At 67.5% G+C, this 19597-nt stretch carries 20 protein-coding genes; 8 read left to right on the top strand and 12 right to left on the bottom strand.

The genetic code is table 11. From position 1 onward, the window contains the following. Nucleotides 1-52 precede the first annotated feature (52 nt). Complete coding sequence (locus tag AC06FD_RS15065; protein WP_259208822.1) at nt 53-376, bottom strand: DUF6122 family protein; 324 nt, start codon at nt 374-376, stop codon at nt 53-55. 187 nt (nt 377-563) lie between these two features. Further along, nucleotides 564-2453, bottom strand: a complete 1890-nt coding sequence (gene speA / locus AC06FD_RS15060) for an arginine decarboxylase (RefSeq protein WP_449335449.1) — start codon at nt 2451-2453, stop codon at nt 564-566. A gap of 190 nt (nt 2454-2643) precedes the next feature. On the opposite strand from speA, the gene speE reads away from it, so the two are divergent. Next, nucleotides 2644-3498, top strand: a complete 855-nt coding sequence (speE, locus tag AC06FD_RS15055; RefSeq protein WP_478078245.1) for a polyamine aminopropyltransferase — start codon at nt 2644-2646, stop codon at nt 3496-3498. Nucleotides 3499-4655: 1157 nt separating this feature from the next. Here the strand turns inward: speE and AC06FD_RS15050 are convergent. Then, nucleotides 4656-5561, bottom strand: coding sequence for an aspartyl/asparaginyl beta-hydroxylase domain-containing protein (locus tag AC06FD_RS15050; RefSeq protein WP_394164761.1), 906 nt, complete (start codon nt 5559-5561; stop codon nt 4656-4658). A gap of 509 nt (nt 5562-6070) precedes the next feature. Here AC06FD_RS15050 and AC06FD_RS15045 point away from each other — a divergent pair. Continuing rightward, nucleotides 6071-6724 carry an RIO1 family regulatory kinase/ATPase domain-containing protein gene (locus AC06FD_RS15045; protein ID WP_259208815.1) on the top strand — a complete coding sequence of 218 codons (654 nt, stop codon included), beginning with the start codon at nt 6071-6073 and terminating at the stop codon, nt 6722-6724. 19 nt (nt 6725-6743) lie between these two features. On the opposite strand, the gene AC06FD_RS15040 is transcribed toward AC06FD_RS15045, so the two are convergent. After that, nucleotides 6744-7082, bottom strand: coding sequence for a P-II family nitrogen regulator (locus AC06FD_RS15040; RefSeq protein WP_259208813.1), 339 nt, complete (start codon nt 7080-7082; stop codon nt 6744-6746). A 125-nt stretch (nt 7083-7207) separates the two neighbouring features. Here AC06FD_RS15040 and ubiK point away from each other — a divergent pair, with 125 nt between their 5' ends. Together ubiK and AC06FD_RS15030 are read left to right on the top strand one after the other, a co-directional pair. Beyond that, nucleotides 7208-7468 carry a ubiquinone biosynthesis accessory factor UbiK gene (gene ubiK / locus AC06FD_RS15035; protein ID WP_449336221.1) on the top strand — a complete coding sequence of 87 codons (261 nt, stop codon included), beginning with the start codon at nt 7208-7210 and terminating at the stop codon, nt 7466-7468. 50 nt (nt 7469-7518) lie between these two features. Next, entirely contained in the window at nt 7519-7935 is a 417-nt protein-coding gene (locus tag AC06FD_RS15030; protein ID WP_478078242.1) for a hypothetical protein, read from the top strand. Here AC06FD_RS15030 and yidA read toward each other — a convergent pair. Next, the gene (gene yidA / locus AC06FD_RS15025; RefSeq protein ID WP_478078241.1) at nt 7918-8760 is read right to left on the bottom strand and encodes a sugar-phosphatase; all 843 of its coding nucleotides are present in this window, start codon (nt 8758-8760) and stop codon (nt 7918-7920) included. The two genes, AC06FD_RS15030 and yidA, sit on opposite strands and share 18 nt — an antisense overlap. A gap of 150 nt (nt 8761-8910) precedes the next feature. Here yidA and AC06FD_RS15020 point away from each other — a divergent pair, with 150 nt between their 5' ends. Next, on the top strand, nt 8911-10413 hold the full coding sequence (locus AC06FD_RS15020) for a YifB family Mg chelatase-like AAA ATPase (RefSeq protein WP_478078240.1): 1503 nt from the start codon (nt 8911-8913) through the stop codon (nt 10411-10413). Nucleotides 10414-10472: 59 nt separating this feature from the next. Here the strand turns inward: AC06FD_RS15020 and AC06FD_RS15015 are convergent, their stop codons facing one another. Continuing rightward, nucleotides 10473-11402, bottom strand: a complete 930-nt coding sequence (locus AC06FD_RS15015) for a hypothetical protein (RefSeq protein WP_478078239.1) — start codon at nt 11400-11402, stop codon at nt 10473-10475. 297 nt (nt 11403-11699) lie between these two features. Next, entirely contained in the window at nt 11700-12215 is a 516-nt protein-coding gene (locus AC06FD_RS15010) for a hypothetical protein (protein ID WP_478078238.1), read from the bottom strand. 167 nt (nt 12216-12382) lie between these two features. Here AC06FD_RS15010 and AC06FD_RS15005 point away from each other — a divergent pair, with 167 nt between their 5' ends. Beyond that, on the top strand, nt 12383-13054 hold the full coding sequence (locus AC06FD_RS15005; RefSeq protein ID WP_478078237.1) for a VOC family protein: 672 nt from the start codon (nt 12383-12385) through the stop codon (nt 13052-13054). A gap of 7 nt (nt 13055-13061) precedes the next feature. Here the strand turns inward: AC06FD_RS15005 and AC06FD_RS15000 are convergent, their stop codons facing one another. Next, nucleotides 13062-14330, bottom strand: a complete 1269-nt coding sequence (locus AC06FD_RS15000; protein ID WP_478078236.1) for a TPM domain-containing protein — start codon at nt 14328-14330, stop codon at nt 13062-13064. Nucleotides 14331-14481: 151 nt separating this feature from the next. Continuing rightward, entirely contained in the window at nt 14482-14625 is a 144-nt protein-coding gene (locus tag AC06FD_RS14995; RefSeq protein WP_259208795.1) for a hypothetical protein, read from the bottom strand. A 302-nt stretch (nt 14626-14927) separates the two neighbouring features. On the opposite strand from AC06FD_RS14995, the gene AC06FD_RS14990 reads away from it, so the two are divergent. Beyond that, the gene (locus AC06FD_RS14990; RefSeq protein ID WP_478078235.1) at nt 14928-15419 is read left to right on the top strand and encodes a GNAT family N-acetyltransferase; all 492 of its coding nucleotides are present in this window, start codon (nt 14928-14930) and stop codon (nt 15417-15419) included. A 29-nt stretch (nt 15420-15448) separates the two neighbouring features. On the opposite strand, the gene AC06FD_RS14985 is transcribed toward AC06FD_RS14990, so the two are convergent. Then, nucleotides 15449-16333 (bottom strand): LysR family transcriptional regulator, encoded by an 885-nt coding sequence (locus AC06FD_RS14985; RefSeq protein WP_478078234.1) that lies wholly within the window; start codon nt 16331-16333, stop codon nt 15449-15451. Between the two features lie 168 nt (nt 16334-16501). Here AC06FD_RS14985 and AC06FD_RS14980 point away from each other — a divergent pair, with 168 nt between their 5' ends. After that, complete coding sequence (locus tag AC06FD_RS14980; protein WP_259208788.1) at nt 16502-16954, top strand: multidrug/biocide efflux PACE transporter; 453 nt, start codon at nt 16502-16504, stop codon at nt 16952-16954. Between the two features lie 564 nt (nt 16955-17518). Here AC06FD_RS14980 and AC06FD_RS14975 read toward each other — a convergent pair. Both AC06FD_RS14975 and AC06FD_RS14970 read right to left on the bottom strand, forming a co-directional pair. Further along, nucleotides 17519-18523 (bottom strand): GlxA family transcriptional regulator, encoded by a 1005-nt coding sequence (locus tag AC06FD_RS14975; protein WP_478078233.1) that lies wholly within the window; start codon nt 18521-18523, stop codon nt 17519-17521. 14 nt (nt 18524-18537) lie between these two features. Beyond that, complete coding sequence (locus tag AC06FD_RS14970) at nt 18538-19563, bottom strand: DJ-1/PfpI family protein (protein ID WP_478078232.1); 1026 nt, start codon at nt 19561-19563, stop codon at nt 18538-18540. Nucleotides 19564-19597: the final 34 nt, after the last annotated feature.

Below are 19597 nucleotides of genomic sequence, written 5' to 3'. Positions count from 1 at the left end.
GGTCGCCGAAGAACCAAACACGCTGCGCGTGCCAGCCGACCAACGGTCGGCTCTACCGGGCGTGGTGCATCCACCAGCAATCCAGCGCATCGAGCACGATGTGCACGATCAGCCCGATGCCGAACAACCGCGTCTTCTTCGGCACGCACAGCCCGGCATACACGGCGATCGCCGGCGCCGTATGCAACGGATGGAAGCCGATGCTGCAGCGGTTGGGCGCGTAGATCGGATCGGCCAGCAGGTGGTCCAGGTCGATGATCCAGCCCAGCAGCAGCAGCGCCCAGGCCGACAGGAACCGCTTGCGCCAGAACATCCAGGCCAGCAACGCCGGCACCGCCGCATGCAACACGAGATGGAACACCGCCCGCGCGCTCATGCCGACGAGCAATGCCGAAAAACAACCGCCCGGTAGTGCCGAGCCATGCCCGGCACCGCCCTATGTGCCACGCCCAGCCACACGTCAGGCCACACGGGATACGCGCCCTTCCAACCCGCTCCCCCCGCAACACGGCAGGCAACGTCGGCAACGGCACCCGCCGTCGCCTTCGTCACCTGCCCGCCCCTCACGCCAGCGGCTCGTCGGACAGGTACGTGTACCCGGTCAGCCCCGCTTCCAGCGCGTCGGACAGTTCCTGCGCACGCGCCGGCGACAGATCGGCGGCGGCCACGCGCTCGGCGTAGCTCGCGCGCAGGTCGGCCAGGCTGTAGCCCACGTAGTCCAGCATCACATCGGTGGTATCGCCGCGGCGCTGCTGGGTGATCGCGTAACCATCGGCGTCGGCCACCACTTCCACCGCGTCGGTGTCGCCAAACAGGTTGTGGATGTCGCCCAGGATTTCCTGGTAGGCCCCCACCATGAAGAACCCGATGCGATAGCTCTCACCGGACTTCAGCGCATGCAGCGGCAGCGAGGTATCCAGGCTCTCGTTCTCGACGTAGGTCTTGACCATGCCGTCCGAATCGCAGGTCATGTCGGCGATGATGCCGCGCCGCTGCGGCTGCTCGTCCAGGCGCTCGATCGGCACGATCGGGAACACCTGGTCGATCGCCCACGCATCCGGGATCGATTCGAACACGCTGAAGTTGACGAAGTACTTGTCGACCAGGCGCTCGTTCAACTCGTCCAGCGCCGGGCGATGGCTCTTCTCGTCGTAGCTCAGGCGCGCACGCACGGCATGGGCGATGGCGTAGAACAGGTCGTCGATGCGCGCACGCTGCGGCAGGTCGATCTGGCCCAGCGCGTAGCTGGACAGGCCTTCGGCATGGAAGTGCTGCGCCTCCTGGAACAGCTCCACCGCCGGGCGCTCGTCCAGCTCGGCGTGGATCTCGCGCAGGTGGCGGATCGCGGCCGGCTCGTCATCGTGCTGGTCCGGCACGCGGCCTTCCTGCGCTTCCTCGACCTCGGACACGTTGGCGATCAGCACCGCGTGGTGCGCGGTCATCGCGCGGCCACACTCGGTCACGATCCGCGGCGGGGTCAGGCCGTGCTCTTCGCAGGCATTGGCCAGCGGCTGCACGATGTTGCTGGCGTAGGAGTTCAGGCCGTAGTTGATCGAGCAGAAACTGCGCGACCGGGTGCCTTCGTAATCCACGCCCAGGCCGCCGCCCACGTCCACGTGGGTGATCTTCGCGCCCAGGCGCGAGAGCTCCACGAAGTAGCGGGTGGCTTCGCGCATGCCGTTGGCGATGTCGCGCACGTTGGAGATCTGCGAGCCCATGTGGAAATGCAGCAGGCTCAGGCAGTCGGCGTACTCGGTGTCGCGCAGCGACTTCCACAGGTCCAGCAGCTGGCGCGGCGAGAGACCGAACTTGGCCTTGTCGCCGCCGCTGTTCTGCCACTTGCCCGCGCCCAGCGAGGCCAGGCGCATGCGCACGCCCAGGCCCGGCTTGACGTCCAGCGCCTTGGATTCCTCCAGCACCAGCTTCAGCTCGGAGGGCTTCTCGATCACGATGAAGGTCTGCAGGCCCAGCTTGCGGCCGATCAGGGCCAGGCGGATGTACTCGCGGTCCTTGTAGCCGTTGCAGACGATCAGCCCGCCCGGGCGCGACAGCGCCAGCACGGCCATCAGCTCGGGCTTGCTGCCCGCTTCCAGGCCGAAGCCCTCGCCGTGGTGGCTGGCCAGGGTGCCGGCCACGCCGCGGTGCTGGTTGACCTTGATCGGGTACACGGCCGTGTAGCCGCCCGGATAGTCCCAGTCGGTCTGCGCCTGCGCGAACGCGGCCTGCAGCTTGCCCAGGCGCTGGCCCAGGATGTCCGGGAAGCGCACCAGCAGCGGCAGCTTGGCGCCGGCGGCGCGGGCGGCGTCGACAATCGTCGGCAAGGACACCACCGGGCCGTCCTGGCCAGTCGGTCTCACCACCATGTGTCCTGCCTGATCCACGTCGAAGTAGCCATCCGCCCAATGCGGAATCGAGTAGGTCTTGCGGGCTTGGTCGAGGGACCAATCGGTCATTTCAGTGGGCCTGGTTGGTAAAAAAGGGGGTGCATGATAACGCCTATATGGCGACAGCTCCGTTATCATGCGCGCCCGCGCCCGTACTCAGGCCCCCAACCTGAACAGGCCAACCCGTCCGGATGTGGCTAGTGCCACGCGGCCCCCGCCGCCCGCCCGGCTCCAACACCCCGAACAGGACTGTTTCTCCATGACTGACAACAACAACTGGTACATCGAGCACTTCGAGCGCACCGGCTCGGCCATTGGCTACCGCCTGAAGGGCAAGCTGGACGAAGTGCAGTCGCCGTTCCAGAAGATCGAGATCTTCGCGACCACCGATTGGGGCAACCTGATGACCATCGATGGCGCCATCATGCTCACCAGCAAGGACAACTTCTTCTACCACGAGATGATCAGCCACCCGGTGCTGTTCACCCACGCCGCGCCCAAGCGCGTGGTGATCATCGGTGGCGGCGACTGCGGCACCCTGCGCGAAGTGCTCAAGCACCCGGGCGTGGAGAGCGTCACCCAGTGCGACATCGACGAGCAGGTCACCGTGATGGCCCGCAAGCACTTCCCGGAACTGTGCGAGTCCAACGATGACCCGCGCGCCGAGCTGATGTTCGATGACGGCGTGGCCTACATGGCCAACTGCCCGGCCGGCAGCGTGGACGTGGTGATCGTGGATTCGACCGATCCGGTCGGCCCGGGCGAGGGCCTGTTCAACAAGGCGTTCTACGAGAGCTGCTTCAAGGCCCTGAAGGACGACGGCATCCTGGTGCAGCAGTCCGAATCGCCGCTGATGCAGCTGGACCTGATCAACGAAATGCACACCGAGATGGGCAAGGCCGGCTTCGGTTCGTTCAAGACCCTGCCGTTCCCGCAGCCGTGCTACCCGACCGGCTGGTGGAGCGTCACCCTGGCCCGCAAGGGCGAGAGCAGCTTCGACTTCCGCCAGGCCGATTCGGCCGCCAAGTCGTTCGACACGCTGTACTACACCGCCGCCCTGCACACCGGCGTGCTGGTGACCCCGCCGTTCGTGGCGGCGGCCCTGAAGGGCTGATCGGGTAATCGCTGCGCGGCGATGGGAGAGGGGCGTAGAGCCGAGCCATGCTCGGCTGCCTTCGGCCTGATGTGTCACGAGCGCCTCAGCCGAGCATGGCTCGGCTCTACCTTGCAGCCAAAAAAGACCCGCGCTGGCAACAGTGCGGGTTTTTTCTCAGGCTTCGTGCCAGCCGACGGGTCGGCACCTACGCGCGTAGAGCCGAGCCATGCTCGGCTGCCTCCGGCCCGATGTATCGCGAGCGCAGCAGCCGAGCATGGCTCGGCTCTACCTCCCAGCCAGGAAAAGACCCGCGCTGGCAACAGTGCGGGTCTTTTTTCCGGGTTCGTGCCAGCCGACGGGTCGGCGCCTACGCGCGTAGAGCCGAGCCATGCTCGGCTGCCTTCGGCCCGCGAGCGCCGCAGCCGAGCATGGCTCGGCTCTACCTCGCGGCCAGGAAAAGACCGGCGCTGGCAACAGCGCGGGTCCTTTTGGGGGTTCGTGCCAGCCGACGGGTCGGCACCTCCGCGCGTAGAGCCGAGCCATGCTCGGCTGCCTTCGGCCCGATGTAGCGCGAGCGCCGCAGCCGAGCATGGCTCGGCTCTACCTCGCGGCCAGGAAAAGACCCGCGCTGGCAACAGCGCGGGTGCTTTTGGGGGTTCGTGCCAGCCGACGGGGTCGGCACCGACGCGCGTAGAGCCGAGCCATGCTCGGCTGCCTTCGGCCGGATGTATCGCGAGCGTCGCAGCCGAGCATGGCTCGGCTCTACCTCGCGGCCAGGAAAAGACCCGCGCTGGCAACAGCGCGGGTCTTTTTCCGGGTTCGTACCAGCCGACGGGTCGGCACCTACGCGCGTAGAGCCGAGCCATGCTCGGCTGCCTTCGGCCGGATGTAGCGCGAGCACCTCAGCCGAGCATGGCTCGGCTCTATCTCGCAGCCAGGAAAAGACCCGCGCTGGCAACAGTGCGGGGGATTTTTCCGGGTTCGTACCAGCCGACGGGTCGGCACCTACCCCCGTAGAGCCGAGCCATGCTCGGCTGCCTTCGGCCCGATGTATCGCGAGCGCCGCAGCCGAGCATGGCTCGGCTCTACCTCGCCGCCAAAAAAAGACCCGCGCTGGCAACAGTGCGGGTCTTTTCTCAGGGTTCGTGCCAGCCGACGGGTCGGCACCTACGCGCTCAGAGCGCCCAGATACCCGCGATCACCGCCAGCACCAGGCCCCACTTGATCACCTGGTAGGCCACCACGCTGCGCTCGCGCAGCGCCTTGGCCTTCAGGCGCACCTTGTAGACGCTGCCGAAGGCCTTGTTGACGCCGCCGGTGCGGTCGCCCGGCAGGTTCGGCGATGCCCCGCCGGCCAGCAGCGTGGACGCCACGGCGCGGTTGAACAGGCCCGGCAGGCCGAAGCGCAGCGGGCGGGCGATGTCGCAGAACAGGATCACCCGGTCGTCGGGGGTCTCGTTGTGGGCGTGGTGGATGTAAGTCTCGTCGAACATCATCCACTCGCCATCGCGCCAGCTCTTCTTGATGCCGTCCACTTCGATGTAGCAGCCATCGTCGTTGGGCGTGGCCAGGCCCAGGTGCAGGCGCAGCGAACCGGCGAACGGATCGCGGTGCGGGCGCAGCTCGCTGCCCGAGGGCAGCTGCGCGAACATCGCCGCGCGCACGTCCGGCAGCGACTCCAGCAGCGCGGTGGTCTTCGGGCACAGCGCCTTGGCCGACGGGTGCGACGGGCCGTACCACTTCAGGTAGAAGCGCTTCCAGCCGCGGCGGAAGAACGAATTGAAGCCGGCATCGTTGAATGTGCTGGACGCGGCGATCTTGTCCGCATCGCGCAGCGCCAGGGCTTCGTCGCGGATCATCTGCCAGTTCTGGCGCAGGGGCTCCAGCTGCGGGAATTCCTTGCCCGGGTCCAGGAACGGCGTGGTCGGCACCTTGGAGAACGCGTACATGACCACGTTGATCGGGGCCATGAAGCTGGAGTGGTCCAGCAACTGGCGCGACCAGCGCGCGCGGACCTTGCCGCGGTAATGGATGTACAGCACGCAGGCGACGAACAGCACTGCCAGCACGATCTTGATCATCAGTCTTCCTCCGGCAGGGCCGGAACCGAAAGGGTGGGGGCGATGCACGGCGGAAGCCGGCACCGATACGGCGGCAGGGGGCGGGGACGTGCCGGGGAGGGGCGGCCGCCAATGTCGCAAGCAACAGCGTATGGTCCGCAGCCCCCGCGCTGGGGTCAAGCGGCGGGCCGGTCATGTTCATCCGGCCACCGTCGCTGTGCCCGGCCCCCGGACCGCGCGGCGAGGGGCCTGCGGACGCGGATGTGCCGCACGCACGCCTGGCCTGCACCGGCCGCACCGGCACGGGCTGCGCTGGCAAACGGCTGATTTTCAACGAAATACCTACGAGTGAGACGAGATTGTCCGATTCGGCATGACGAACTGTTCCACGGCCGGCTACGACATTTCTCCGACAAACTCTGGATTGGTGTACCGGCGAGTACTAAAATTAACGAAATCTTAGTAATCACCCATCAGCAGCACCGGTACGCCTGACGCATTGCGCCGACCGCCGGGTCGCACAGACCCCTATGAACACTATCGTTGCCTCGTGTGTCGATGACACCGCCCCCGCCGAGCTGCTCAAGCGCGGCGAACGCCTGCTTGAACCCGATGTCTACCGCACCTGCCTCAACGGCCAGCCGGCGGTGGTCAAGGACTACACCCGTTATCGCGGCACGCCGCTGTCGCCGGTCGCGCGCCTGCTGGTGCGCCGCGAAGCGCGCATCCTCGAGCGCCTGAGCGGCTGGAAGCACGCGCCCGCCCTGCTCGGCACGATCGGCGGCCTGGCCCTGGGCATGGAGTTCATCCCCGGGCAGACCCTCAGTGCCGCCCAGTCGGTGGGGGTGGAGGTGTTCGAACAGCTGCAGTTCGCTCTCTCGCGCCTGCACGCGGCGGGCATCACCCATAACGACCTGCACGGCACCAACGTGATGGTCAGCGGCGGCGTGCCGGTGCTGGTGGATTTCACCTCGGCCTGGCGCAGCCCGCGCTGGCTGCCGGTGCACCCGGTGTCGCGCCAGTTGCGCCGCAGCGACATGAAGAACCTGCTGAAGATGCGCCAGCGCCTCACTGGCGAGCGCCCCAGCGCCCTGGAGGCTGCCCAGGTGGCCGACCCGCGCTGGGTGGCGGCCGTGCGCGTGGGCTGGAAGCGCTTCTACCGCTGGTTCAAGGGCCACGCCTGAGCATGGCTGGCCGGCGCGCTCAGAGCGCGTCGGCGTCCAGTTCGCCGGTGCGGATGCGCACCACGCTGCCCAGGTCGTACACGAACACCTTGCCGTCGCCGATCTTGCCGGTGCCGGCCGCCTTGACGATGGCCTCCACCACTTCCTCGACCTGGCCGTCGGTGACCGCTACCTCGATCTTCACCTTGGGCAGGAAGTCGACCACGTACTCCGCGCCCCGGTACAGCTCGGTATGGCCCTTCTGCCGCCCGAAGCCCTTGACCTCGGTCACCGTGATCCCGGTGACGCCGCGCTCGGCCAGCGCTTCGCGCACGTCGTCGAGCTTGAACGGCTTGACCACCGCCATGACCATCTTCATCCGTCTGCACTCCTGTGTTTCAGGCTGCGAGGATAACGCCTGTCCCCCGGTGAACGCGATGCGCGCGGCCCGTGCCGGCAGCGGCCGCGGGGATTATCCTTGGCGCATACCCCGCGGAGCACAGCATGATCGACCTCAACCACCTGGATGACCTGGCCCGCCGCCTGAGCGACATGGTCCCGCCGGGCCTGCGCCAGTCGCGCGAAGAGCTCCAGGCCACCTTCAAGACCGCCCTGCAGGCCGGGCTGGGCAAGCTGGACTTGGTCACCCGCGAAGAATTCGACGTGCAGCGCGCGGTGCTGCTCAAGACCCGCGAGAAGCTGGAGGCGTTGGAGAAGGTGGTGGCCGAGCTGGAAGCGCGTGGGAGCGATAGGCCGGCACCGTAAAGCAGGGTGGCGGGCGGCGCCAGCACACTAGGTGACGAAAAGGAATTCGCATGTCTGAACAAGGATCGCAGATGCTGCTGTTGGCCGGCGCCAGCATTGCCGCGGTGATCGTCGCACTGTGCCTGATGCGCCTCATCCGCACTGACGATGTGGGCCTGCGCAAGATCTACCGCGTTGTGTTCTCCGCACTTGCCGCGCTGCTTGCCCCCACTCTGGTGGCAGCAGGCCATGGCGTGCTGCCCATTCCGTTCGTCGCCGGCATCCCCATCCTCGCCTACAACCTGGTCTCGTTTGCCGACATGGAGGTCTATTGGCTGGGATTGCTTGGTCTGGGTGCCGGGAAGGGCACAGGCAATGCGGTGGTCTTCACCCTGCCCAGTCTGCTGGTCTTCACCGCAGTCCTGTTTTCGCCGTGGTCACGCGCGCGGCTGCTTACCACCCGCGAGCCGTCAGACGTTCCCCGCTAGCACAAACCGCTCGATCGCCAGCGCCACGCCATCCTCGGCATTGCTCGCCGTCTCGAACCGAGCGGTCTGCTTCACCCCCTCGATTGCATTACCCATCGCCACGCTGGTGCCGGCGAACTGCAGCATGGTCAGGTCGTTCTCCTGGTCGCCCAGCGCCATCACGTTGGCGCGATCCACGCCGAGGTGTTCGGCCAGCTTCCGCAGGCTCGGGCCCTTGCCGGCACGGTGGTCGAACACCTCCAGGAAGAACGGTGCGCTCTTGAGCACCGCGAAGCGATCGGTCAGTGCGGACGGCAGCCGCGCGATGGCAGCGTCCAGCACGTCCGGCTCATCGATCATCATCAGCTTGATGAACTGCATGGCCGGGTCCATGTCTTCCACGCGCCGGTAGGACAACGGCACGTGTGACAGGTGCGAATCGGCCACCGTGTAGATGCTGATGTCCTGGTTGGGCGTGTACATGCGTCGGCCATCGAGCGCCTGGAAATGGATGCCCAGTTCACGCGCGACCCGCTCGCAGAACAGGAAGTCCTCGAAGCTCAACGGGTACTCCACCACGCGCTGGCCAGTGCCGATGTTTTCCACCACCGCACCGTTGCAGGCGATGCAGAATTCCGCATCACCCTCGATCCCCAGCTCGTCCAGGAACGGCGCCAGCCCGGACACCGGCCGGCCGCTGGCCAGCACCACCCGCACGCCCTGCGCGCGGGCGGCGGCAATGGCCTGCTTCACGCGCGGGGTGAGTCTGTGGGCGGGGTTGAGCAGGGTGCCATCCATGTCGATGGCGATGAGCTCGACCGGGGCGTGGGGGCGGTGCATATCCATGAGGTTCAACAGGGCGTACGCGTGGGGGTAGCCAGTCTAGCGGCAGCGGGCACTGGAACCTCCGACCGCAGCTGAAGGACTTGGCCTACAGACCCACACGCCGCAAGTGAGCATCATCAAGCGCTCCATTCGACCCCCTCGGGAACCTGCATGAGCCTGGCGCTGGTCCACAGCCGTGCCCGCGCCGGCGTCAACGCGCCCGCCGTCCGCATCGAAGTACTGCTCTCCGGCGGGCTGCCGCACACCCAGATGGTGGGCCTGCCGGAGACCGCCGTGCGCGAATCGCGCGACCGTGTACGCGCGGCCATCGTCTGCTCGCAGTTCGAGTTTCCGCAGCGGCGCATCACCATCAACCTCGCCCCGGCCGACCTGCCCAAGGAAGGCGGCCGCTTCGACCTGGCCATCGCGCTGGGCATCCTGGCCGCCAGCGGGCAGATCGATGCGCAGGTGTTGTCGCGCTATGAATTCCTCGGCGAACTGGCGCTCACCGGCGAACTGCGCGGCGTGAACGGCGTGCTGCCGGCGGCGTTGGCCGCCGCCCGGCTCAACCGCACCCTGATCGTGCCGCCGGAGAATGCGGCCGAGGCCGGGCTGGCCGGGCACGCCGACGTCCGCGTCGCCCGCACCCTGCTGGAGGCGTGTGCCGGACTGGGCGAGCGCGTGCTGCCGCAGGCGATGCCCGCCGAAGTGGCCGCGTTGCCCATGCCCGACCTGCGCGATGTCCGCGGCCAGCCGCAGGCGCGGCGCGCGTTGGAAGTGGCCGCTGCCGGCGGCCACCATCTGCTGTTGATCGGCACACCCGGCTGCGGCAAGACGCTGCTGGCCTCGCGGCTGCCCGGCATCCTGCCCGACGCCACCGACCTGGAAGCCCTGGAGACCGCCACGGTCGCCTCCTGCACTGGCAGCGGGATCGACACGGCACGCTGGCGACAGCGGCCCTACCGCTCGCCGCACCACACCGCCAGCGCCGTGTCGCTGGTGGGCGGCGGCGCATTTCCGCGACCGGGCGAGATTTCGCTCGCGCACAATGGCGTGCTGTTTCTCGACGAGCTGCCCGAGTGGAGCCGGCATGCGTTGGAGGTGCTGCGCGAGCCTCTGGAATCCGGCCAGGTGGTGGTCGCGCGCGCCTCGCGCACGGAAGCGTTCCCCGCGCGGTTCCAACTGGTGGCCGCGATGAACCCCTGCCCCTGCGGCTGGGCCGGTGATCGCAGCGGGCGCTGCCGCTGTGCGCTTGAAAGCGTGCAGCGCTATCGCGGCCGGGTTTCCGGCCCCCTGCTGGACCGCATCGACCTGCACGTCGAGGTCCCTCGACTGGATCCCCATGAACTGCGCGACGACACGCCCTACGGGGAGGACAGCGAGGTCGTACGCCACCGTGTCGTGGCCGCACGCGACCTGCAGCTGGCACGCAGCGGCAAGCCGAATGCGCAGCTGGTTCCCGCAGACCTGGCCCTGCATTGCCGACTGGCCCCGGCCGACCGCCAGCTGCTGGAGGACGCCGTGGAGCGGCTGCAGCTGTCGGCCCGGTCGATGCACCGCATCCTGCGCGTGGCGAGGACGGTGGCGGATCTGGACCGCAGTGAGGCGATCACGACCGCGCATGTGGCCGAGGCGATCGGGTATCGGCAGTTGGACCGGGGTGGGGGCGGCTGATCCCGCGCCTGGCTACGGCGGAGAGCCAGGCCGACGTAGGCGCCGCGCCCCCGCAGGGCTCACGGGCAGATGAAGCGCTCCCATGTCGCACCATCAAAGCGCAGGATCGCGTCATCGCCGACGGTCCACATTGCACCGTCAGTGGCAGAGGCGCTGAAGTAGGCCAGGTGGCCTTCCACGGGCACGTCCACCCTCGTGACCTGATCGCCCGACAGCGCCAGCAACTCCCGCTGCGCGCACAGATACAACGTGCCCTGGAACAGGCACGCACGTTCGACGATGAGATGCTCGAATGCCGGTGCGGTCAGCGTGCGCCAGCCTTCCAACCGGTTGCCTCGGAACACCGTACCCGCATCGCCCGCCAGCACCACGCTGCCATCGGGCATGCACTGCACCACCCGGATCGCCAGGGTGGTGGGCGACACCAACGGGCGCCATTGCCGGCCATCCCAATGCCACAGTGCGCCACCGTCGCCGGCGGCATAGATGTCGTCCGCGCCGAATCCATCCATCGCGTTGAAGCAGCAGGTCACCTGGTCCGCCAATGGCACGTGGCAGCCGTCGTCCATCCGTCGCCAGCCGTCGGCACCGCGATGGTGCACCTGCCGCTGCGTGCCACACGCGTACAACTCGCCTGAGATTTCTTGCAGATGCATCAGGTACGCATTGGGCAGCGCCAACGTTTCATCCCAGGGTTCCTGCCCGGTGGGGTTGATCCGCAGCAGGCCACGCCGGCCCAGCATGGCAAGCGCGAACGGCCGCTCGTCGGTCGCCGGCAGCAACGTGGCGCCGTAAATGATGTCGGGCAGGTCGTAAACGAAGTAGAACGTGCCATCGCGCACCACCATCACCCGGGTGATGCTGGGTTCGTGGCCCTCCAGGTACAGGTGGCCCAACAGCAGCGCGACGTTGGGCGCGCCGGAGATGACATGGGTGAAATAGAGGTCGGTGTCGCGCCGGCCGTCTGGCCGGTGTCCTTCACTGCTCATGTGCATCCTTTCAAGGGCGGGTACCGCGTGGCGCATACAGTGTCCCTGCGAACAGGACATTCATTTATCCGCTCTCATGTGATGGCAACAGCGCAGGCTTTCCCTTGCATCTCACGTCGGATCGCGTCGATGCCAGTCTCTTGAAGCGGGTCTGACCGGCCTGCTACACGCACGCCAATCGAGCCCAGGTTCCACATCGCACACGCAGCCCGGGCCAGCCGCGGCGAGATCCGATCCACGCATGGACCCAACCCCACCCCTGCGCGTTGATGGGGCATCGCGTCCATCAACGCGCCCTCAGATCGCCTCATCCACCTTCCGCACCAACTGCCAGCACGGCTTCTGGGCGAAGTAGTAGGTCTGCTGGTCACTGGTATCGGGGGTGAGGATCTGTACGGCCATGCTGCCATCGGCCTCAGCGGTCACCTTCAAGTCGCGCCCCACCTTGTGCAGCGTGTTCGTGTTGGGCATCACCGGCCAGGTCACGTCGCGCAACGCGATCTTCTCGGAGACCATGCGTGGCTCTGGCTCGGCGGCCATATCCACGCTCTCGCTCACCAGGGGATCGGCGACGGACGTCTCCTGCAGCGTGATCTCACGACTGAAGTGACTCAGGAAGGTATCGAACTCCGGATGCGGGCAGGTCGGCGAGACGGCGGCGCCGGGATCGGCCGTGGCGACGGACGCAGCGGCGGCAGCTGCAGGACTCGCGGCAGGACGCGTTGCACTATCGGGCGCTGCGGTGGGCGCCGGCTGCGTTGAAGGCTGGCAGCCGGTCAATGCCAGGCCGAGTGCAAGGGCAGACAGCGGCAAGCGGGAACAAGTGTTCAACGGATCCTCCTGATCGCGTCATGGCATACCGGGCGGCACACCAGCGGGCACAGCATAGCCAAGCTGCGCGGCGTGCACACGCCGTTGGGGCGGGTGAACAGCCCCTCGCGCCGCTGGACGCCCCGATCCCACCACTGCACCATGCACCCATGCGCATCGAACACCTGCTCCTGCCCGCTTCCGATCCGGCCGTTGCCGTGGCGTACTTCGGCGACGTCCTGCAACTGCCGGTGGCCGATGACCACGTGCAGATCGGCTGGAGCACGCTGCAACTGGCGGACGCCGGCGCGCTGCCGGTGGGCGGCGTGCACCTGGCCTTCAACGTGCCGCACGATCGATTCAGGGAGGCGACGCGCTGGCTGGACGCGCGCGCCGAGCGCCAGCGCGATGCCGAGGGGCGCGAGCAATTCAGTTTCGAGGGCCGCTGGGAGGCGGAGTCGGTCTATTTCACCGGGCCCGATGGCCTCATCCTGGAGTTGATCGCGCGCCGTCGCCTGCCCGCCTCCGGGCGCAACGGCAGCTTCCACGGCAGCGAGATGACCTGCATCAGCGAGGTGGGCATTCCCGCGGTGTCGGTGGCTGCCACGCAGTCCCGGCTGGAGGCCGCTTTCGGCGTGGCCGCGCTGTCGCCGCCCACGCCGCACTTCGCGCCGCTCGGCGACGACGAAGGGCTGCTGATCGTGGTCGATGCCAGTCGCCGCTGGTTCCCGGAGCAGCGCTCGCTGCCCAACGCCCGAGGCCTGCGCGTGCGGCTTGGGGATGTGCATGCCGGTGCGGTCGTGGAGGACGCCGCGCTGGGCTGGCACGCGCGGTCCGGCTGAGCCGGCGCTACCAACTGCCGGACGCGCCACCGCCGCCGCTGCGTCCCCCGCCACCGGACCAGCTGGACGAACTGGAGGAGCTGCTGGAGGACCCGCTGCCCGAGTCGTGGTCGTCGCGCCGCCGGCGCCGCTCGCCGTTGCGCGCGCGGCGTGTTTGCGGGCGTTGGTGCAATCCCATCACCAGCGCCCAGGCGATGTAGAGGAAGAAGCCGCCGGCGATCAGCATCACCGTCCCGGGGGCGTGGCCGTACTGCGCGTGAGTGCGGTGGACCAGCCAGGCGTAGACCGCCGACAGCCCGCAGAGAAACACCAGCCGCACGAAGAAACCGAGCCGGCCGGTCCGCCAGCTGTTGCGCAGCGCCGCCACCCAGAGTGAGATCAACCCCACCGCGATGGCCACCACGGTCACCAACAGCAGGTGCAGCGCCAGGCTCGGCACGGGCTTGCCCTTCCACACGCTCACCGCGCTGGCCACCACGGCGGCAGCCAGCAGGAACGACAACACCCAGCGCGCCCTGCGGCTGTCCACCCACAGCCACCCCAGCAGCGTGGCGATCGGCACCAGCATGCCCATGGCGATGGCCAGGGCCGCGGTCGCGCCTGGGGTGAACACCGCGCAGGCAGCCGCGGCCACGCCCACCACCGCCAGCATCTGCACCGGGCGATGCCACCAGCGGCTGACCACGCCGCGCTGCGGTGCACGGCGCGCCCAGGTACCCAACAGGAACCCGGCCAGCAGCGCCAACCCGACGATGCTGTCACCGCGCCGCCAGTCCTGCGGCATCCGCACCACGCCGGGCTCGTCATCCACGGGCGGCAGCGGCTCACCGTCGATGAGGCCGACCAGCAGGCCACTGCCGTCGATCAGCGCCTGGCCGGGCTTGCCCTGGCGCAGCTGCGGGACCATGGACTGGTCGATGATGCGCTGGGCGTAGGCATCGGGAATGGCACCTTCCAGCCCATAACCGGTCTGGATGCGCACGCGCCGGTCGCCCTTCGCGAGCACCAGCAGCACGCCGTCATCCACATCCTTGCGGCCAATCTGCCACTGGTCGAACACGCGCTGGGCGTAGGCCTCGATGCCGTCATCGCCGGTGCTGTCCACCACCAGGATCTGCAGCTGGGCGCCGTGCCGGGCCTGCAGGTCCAGTGCCTGGGCACGGAGTTGCGCGGCTTGCTCGGTGGAGAGGACCGGCACGGTATCCACCACCGGGTCGTGCAGCGGCGGGATCGGCGTCGCTGCTGCCCACGCCATCGCAGGCAGCAGGAAAAGCATGCACAGCCATCGGCCTGTCCGGGTCATCCTTGCCTCGCTCGCTGCGGTCCGTTGCGTCTGTGGCCGATGCTACGCCAACCCCGCGCCACCGGCTGAAACGAAGAAGCCCCGCGTCATGCGGGGCTTCCGGATGCGGCCTGCTCGAGCGGCCTCACTCTTCCTCGTCCTGCCACCCCTGCTGCTGGTTCTGGTTGCGCTGCGGTTGTTCCTGCTGCTGTTGCTGCTGCTGATCGCGCCCGCGTTCCTGCTGCTGGCCGCGTTGGTGCTGGGAATCCTGCTTGCGCTGCTGGGTCATGGGAGGTCTCCGGGCCGCCGGCGGAGTGCCGGGGTGGGGCCATGCTGTGCACGGGCAGGTTAAGCGCGCGTGGGAGAGTGCTCAGAAATTCGTCAAGGCCGGCGCGGCACCACGCGTGCATGCCGGCACGTGCCTGCAATACCGGGCTTTCGCGCCCAAGCCCAGCGCATATGCCGATGGGTAATGGCTACATTCCGCATGGCCCGCCTTGCCAGGTCAGGTGCCTGAATTGCTGGCTGTGCAGCGTCGTGGATGCGCTCTATCATCGCCGCCACCGTCGCCGTGCACGGAAAAGGATGTCCATGCGAGGACTCACGCTCGCCGCAGCGTCGGTGGCAGACACCGATGTGTTGTTCCAGCTGTTGCAGTTCTATTACTTCGAAGCCTCCGCATGGAGTGGCGAAGAGATCGCCGCCGATGGCACCTTCGACTGCGCGCGCGCCGACGTGGATGCCAACCTCCGCGCGCAACCCACATGGGCCCGGCTGCTGTGGCTCGATGGCGTGCTGTGCGGGTTCGTGCTGGTGGACGAGGTGGAGTTCCAGGGCGAGCGCATCCCCGAATTGGCCGACCTGTTCGTGCTGCCCAAGCATCGCGGCAAGGGCATCGCACGCGCCGTTGTCGCCCAGCTCGTGATCCCGGGGAGTGGTCGCTGGTTGTTGGCTACGTTCCGCAATGACACGGCCGCCCACGCGTTCTGGAGCAGGCACCTGCCCAGCATGGGCCTGACCATCGAGGTGCCGGCGGCGCCCGACGATTCAGACTTCCGCCTGTTCCTCATCAGCGCGGCATAGCCGTCGCCGGCGGCGTCCCAGGCGGCCGTTTACTCGCGCGCGGCCAGCGCATTGAGCCAGGCATGCTTGAGGAAGTCGCGCACCGCCTGGAAGCGCGGCGTGTCGTGCAGCGAGCGGTGCGTCCACAGCCACACGTCCTGGGTCAGTGCCGGTGCATCGCGCACGCGCACCAGCCCGCCCACGTGTTCGGCGACGGTGCGCTCGATCACGCCCAGTCCGCCACCGGCGGTCACGCCGTCCAGCACGCCCACCGAGTAGTTGCAGCGCAGCCACGGGCGGTTGGCGCCGGGCAGCGTGCGCAGCCAGCGCTCCACCTCGAACTCCACGCGGGGCTCGTCCAGCCCCACGAACTCCAGTTCGTGCCACGCCTGGTTGGCGATGGCCGTATGTCGCCGCGCCGCGTAGGCCTGGTTGGCGTACAGGGCGTACTCCACGCGTCCCACCCGGTCGCCGCGCAGGTCGGCGGTGTCGGGTGGGCCGTAGCGCAGCAGCGCGTCGGCCTCGCGGCGGGCCAGGCTGTACGGCTCGCGCGAAGTGAGCACCTCCACGCCCAGGCCGGGGTGCAGGCGGTTGAGCCCGGGCAGCAGGGTGATCAGCAGGAAGCTGGCCCATTCGTCGGCGTTGATCCGCACTGTGCCCACCAGCTCTTTGGGCGTATCAGCCTCGCGCGCGATCTCGTCGGCGGCTTCTTCCATCTGCTCGGCCAGCGCGAACACCCGCTGCCCCAGCTCGGTGGGAATACAGCCGGTGGACGTGCGCTCCACCACTTTGCCGCCCAGCCGCTCCTCCAGCGCATCCAGCCGGCGCGACAGCGTGGCCGTGCTCATCCGCGCCGCCTTGGCGGCTTCGCGCAGGGTGCCGCCGCGGACCACGGCCAGCAGCACCATCAGGTTGTCCCACGGAAAGTGTTTCATATTTGAAACGGCCGCCTACGATATTGGAGGTTCTTCTCCATTTTTGAAACTTATATCATGGCCGCCGGGCGCGCTACGAGCGTTGATCGCCGCCCCCCTTTCCCCTCCCCCTCGATCCGCTCCCCTCTCCGCCAGGCCCTGCCGGCGGCGAACATCAGGTGTTGCCTCATGAAAGCTGAAAAGACCCTTTGGGACCGCGTCGTCCATGCCGTGCTGTTTGAAGGCATCGCCCTGTGCCTGTGCGCGCCGGTGATGTCCTACGTGCTGGGCAAGTCGCTGTTCGACACGGGCGTGCTCACCATCGCCCTGGCCACCTGCGCCATGCTGTGGAACATGCTCTACAACGCGATGTTCGAGCGCGTGGAAAAGAAGTTCGGTTTCAAGCGCACCGTGCCGGTGCGTATCGGGCACGCGGTGGGCTTTGAAGGCGGGCTGGTGCTGGTGGTGGTGCTGCTGGCCGCGTGGTGGCTGTCCATTTCCTACTGGGAGGCGTTCCTGCTGGAGATGGGGCTAATCGCGTTCTTCCTGCCTTACACCTATGTGTACAACCTGGTGTATGACAAGGTGAGGGAGCGCTTGGTGCGGCGGGCGCAGGCCGGGCGGGTAAGCGAGGCCGGGTAAGGTTGGGCATCACCCAAGATTGAGCAGCGCTGCGGCGTCCAATCCTCAAGGACAAGGAGATTGGACGTGGAGAAGCACTCTGCCGAAACACAGGCCATATGCTACGAGCGCTTCAGGATGTCCCTGAGCGCTTTCTTCGGCCCAACCGCCAGTCCACCTGGCTGCTTCAGCGCGTCCGGCGCGGCGAGCCCTTGGCAAGGATCGGCAACTCAGGCGATGCGCGATGGCCACATCTTCACTTCCAGGTGACCACGTGCCCCGGTGTGATGAGCGGCGAAGGGTTGCCGTTCGTGCTTGATCATTTCCGTGCCGAAGGACCGTCGGGCAAATGGAGCATCAGGCAGAAGGAGTTTCCGTTGGCCGAGGGTGACTCGGAACTTTGATAGTGGCGATGGACGATTGCGGCGCGGTCACGATCACTTCCACTCTCGCTCGTACGCCCAACAGATAAGGTCTGCTTCCGGCCAGGAGCAGTCATTACGCAACTGGCTTGCAGCGTCGTGAGTGCCCACGATGAACGCGACTATCAGGACAATTGACGCGCCGCCGCCGGGCCATCCGCCGTCAACCCGATTGGACAGGAGCGCTGCTGCGGAAGCGCTCCCGGTAGTCGCCCGGTGCCACTCCCAGCACACGAATGAAGGCGCGGCGCAGGGTCTGTTCGTCCGACAGCCCTGTCAGCGTCGCAATCCGCTTGATCGGCAACGTACCGGTCTCGAGCAGGCGCCGTGCGGCTTCCAGCCGCAGCATCTCCACTGCCTTGGCAGGCGTAACACCACACCTGCTGCGGTAGACACGGGCGAAGGTGCGTGGTGACATGTTCATCCAGTCGGCCAGCACCTCCACCCGCAGATCCTGCTGCAGGTGAGCCGCCATCCAGCCGTGAAGCTCGGCGAAATCGCCGCCGGTGCTGGACTGTGCCGACAGCGGCGCGCTGAATTGCGACTGCCCACCCGAACGCTTGACGAACACGACCAGCTGTCGCGCCACGTCGATGGCGAGCCGGTGTCCGTGATCATCTTCGATCAACGCAAGCGTCAGGTCGATGCCGGCCGTGACACCCGCCGAGGACCATACATTGCCGTCCCGCACGAAAATCCGGTCGGCATCCACGTGTACACCGGGGTACAGGCTCGACAGACGCGTTGCCCAGTCCCAGTGCGTTGCCGCGCGCCGCCCCTCCAACTGCCCTGCAGCGGCCAGCAGGAACGCGCCTGTGCAGATCGAGCACAATCTCCGCACGGTCTGGCCCCGCGCCGCCACCCACGCCACCAGTGCTGCGGACGCCTCGTACACGTCACCGCGGCATCCACCTGGCGCCATCAACGTGTCGATCGCGGTGTCCTCCAGGCTGGCCAGGGCCACCGACATCACCTGCAGCCCTGCGCTGGTGGCCACCAGGCCGCCATGTTCGGATGCGACGGTAATCTCATATCGCCGCCTGCCCTCGGCCAGCGGCCTGCATTGATTGGCCGCGTGCAGCGCCTGGAGGGGCCCCGTGAGGTCAAGTACGTTCATGTTCTCGTGCGCGAGCAGCACAACGTGACGCGTTGCGGATGGGTCGGACATGGGGCTCTGTGCGTTCAACGCGGAAAGTCGGGGTACTCGAACGCCAGCGCGACGCCCTTGGCCGTTGAGCGGCCATATCGGTGCATGATGCCATCGAGTGCAGCATCCAGTGCCATCACCGGGGTCAGATCGCCGGCAATCACCAACGGGGCGGCACTGTCTGTCATGCGTTGGCGATCAGGCAGGATGCGAAGTCCGTGGCGTGTCACAAAAGGTTCGCCAGTGGCGGATACGAGATAGGCCTGGCTGCGGCCCGTGGTCGAGTACGCATCGATCGTCAACGCGAGTGTGCCCTCATCGATTCCCGGCACGCCCATCACATCGATCTGGTCGCGGCCGTGCAGCCATCGATTGGTGTAGAGCACGGTGGCCAGTGGCACCGCCGTCGTGCCCAACCGGGGGGAAAAGGCATCGCTGTCATGCTGCGCCGACCACGCCATGGCCCCCACCGCCCGGGCAACGTGCTGCGCCTTCTCACGCCCGCTGATGGCCTCCACCAGCGCGATGGAGGCTGGGATGGCGGCGCTTACGCCCGCGGTCGACACCCAGTTTCCGTCGGCAACATAGCGTCGATTCGGCGTCCAGCGAATCTCGGGGGACTGCTTCCTCCGCGTGGCGTCGGTGGACCAATGCGCCGTGGCGCGCCGCCCATCGAACGTCCCCATCTGCGCGGCGACAAGGGCACCGTTGCAGATGGTGACGATCGTCGCCCCTTGGCGGGACTGCCGCTTCAGCCACGCGATAAGGCGCGGCGTGGAGGCCTGCGCCGGCACGATGATGTAGTCGGCCCCCTCTGGATGGATCGCATCGAACTGCGCCACCGTGGTATCCGTCGCGATCCGGAACCCCGGCCGCCCGAGATCGGTAAACGTGGAAAGCGGCCCCGGTCCGAGCGTCACCGCGGATACATCCAGGGTGCCGGCACGGGAAAGGATCGCGAAGGGCACCAGGAAGTCGCTGACCTCCACGCCACTGTTCTCCCCCACCACCGCGATCACGGCACGGCCGCGACCAGGCCGAGCGCGATAGGGGGGGATCACTGCCTCCTGGGTGGAAGAAACGCTCGGTGCCTGC

The organism is Stenotrophomonas sp. Steno-Z1 (assembly GCF_056393175.1).
The sequence above is the reverse complement of the archived record's forward strand: the minus strand, read 5'-3'. Positions and strand labels throughout refer to the sequence as shown.

Bases quoted from the DNA above. Each gene is read 5' to 3' on its own strand.
- AC06FD_RS14995 (WP_259208795.1), bottom strand. From the start codon at position 14,625: ATGACCCAGCAGCGCAAGCAGGATTCCCAGCACCAACGCGGCCAGCAG.
- AC06FD_RS15005 (WP_478078237.1), top strand. From the start codon at position 12,383: ATGCGCATCGAACACCTGCTCCTGCCCGCTTCCGATCCGGCCGTTGCC.
- AC06FD_RS15030 (WP_478078242.1), top strand. From the start codon at position 7,519: ATGTCTGAACAAGGATCGCAGATGCTGCTGTTGGCCGGCGCCAGCATT.
- AC06FD_RS15020 (WP_478078240.1), top strand. From the start codon at position 8,911: ATGAGCCTGGCGCTGGTCCACAGCCGTGCCCGCGCCGGCGTCAACGCG.
- AC06FD_RS14990 (WP_478078235.1), top strand. From the start codon at position 14,928: ATGCGAGGACTCACGCTCGCCGCAGCGTCGGTGGCAGACACCGATGTG.
- AC06FD_RS15045 (WP_259208815.1), top strand. From the start codon at position 6,071: ATGAACACTATCGTTGCCTCGTGTGTCGATGACACCGCCCCCGCCGAG.
- AC06FD_RS15065 (WP_259208822.1), bottom strand. From the start codon at position 376: ATGAGCGCGCGGGCGGTGTTCCATCTCGTGTTGCATGCGGCGGTGCCG.
- speA (WP_449335449.1), bottom strand. From the start codon at position 2,453: ATGACCGATTGGTCCCTCGACCAAGCCCGCAAGACCTACTCGATTCCG.
- AC06FD_RS14985 (WP_478078234.1), bottom strand. From the start codon at position 16,333: ATGAAACACTTTCCGTGGGACAACCTGATGGTGCTGCTGGCCGTGGTC.
- AC06FD_RS15015 (WP_478078239.1), bottom strand. From the start codon at position 11,402: ATGAGCAGTGAAGGACACCGGCCAGACGGCCGGCGCGACACCGACCTC.
- ubiK (WP_449336221.1), top strand. From the start codon at position 7,208: ATGATCGACCTCAACCACCTGGATGACCTGGCCCGCCGCCTGAGCGAC.
- AC06FD_RS15000 (WP_478078236.1), bottom strand. From the start codon at position 14,330: ATGCTTTTCCTGCTGCCTGCGATGGCGTGGGCAGCAGCGACGCCGATC.
- AC06FD_RS15040 (WP_259208813.1), bottom strand. From the start codon at position 7,082: ATGAAGATGGTCATGGCGGTGGTCAAGCCGTTCAAGCTCGACGACGTG.
- speE (WP_478078245.1), top strand. From the start codon at position 2,644: ATGACTGACAACAACAACTGGTACATCGAGCACTTCGAGCGCACCGGC.
- AC06FD_RS14975 (WP_478078233.1), bottom strand. From the start codon at position 18,523: ATGTCCGACCCATCCGCAACGCGTCACGTTGTGCTGCTCGCGCACGAG.
- AC06FD_RS14980 (WP_259208788.1), top strand. From the start codon at position 16,502: ATGAAAGCTGAAAAGACCCTTTGGGACCGCGTCGTCCATGCCGTGCTG.
- AC06FD_RS15050 (WP_394164761.1), bottom strand. From the start codon at position 5,561: ATGATCAAGATCGTGCTGGCAGTGCTGTTCGTCGCCTGCGTGCTGTAC.
- yidA (WP_478078241.1), bottom strand. From the start codon at position 8,760: ATGGATATGCACCGCCCCCACGCCCCGGTCGAGCTCATCGCCATCGAC.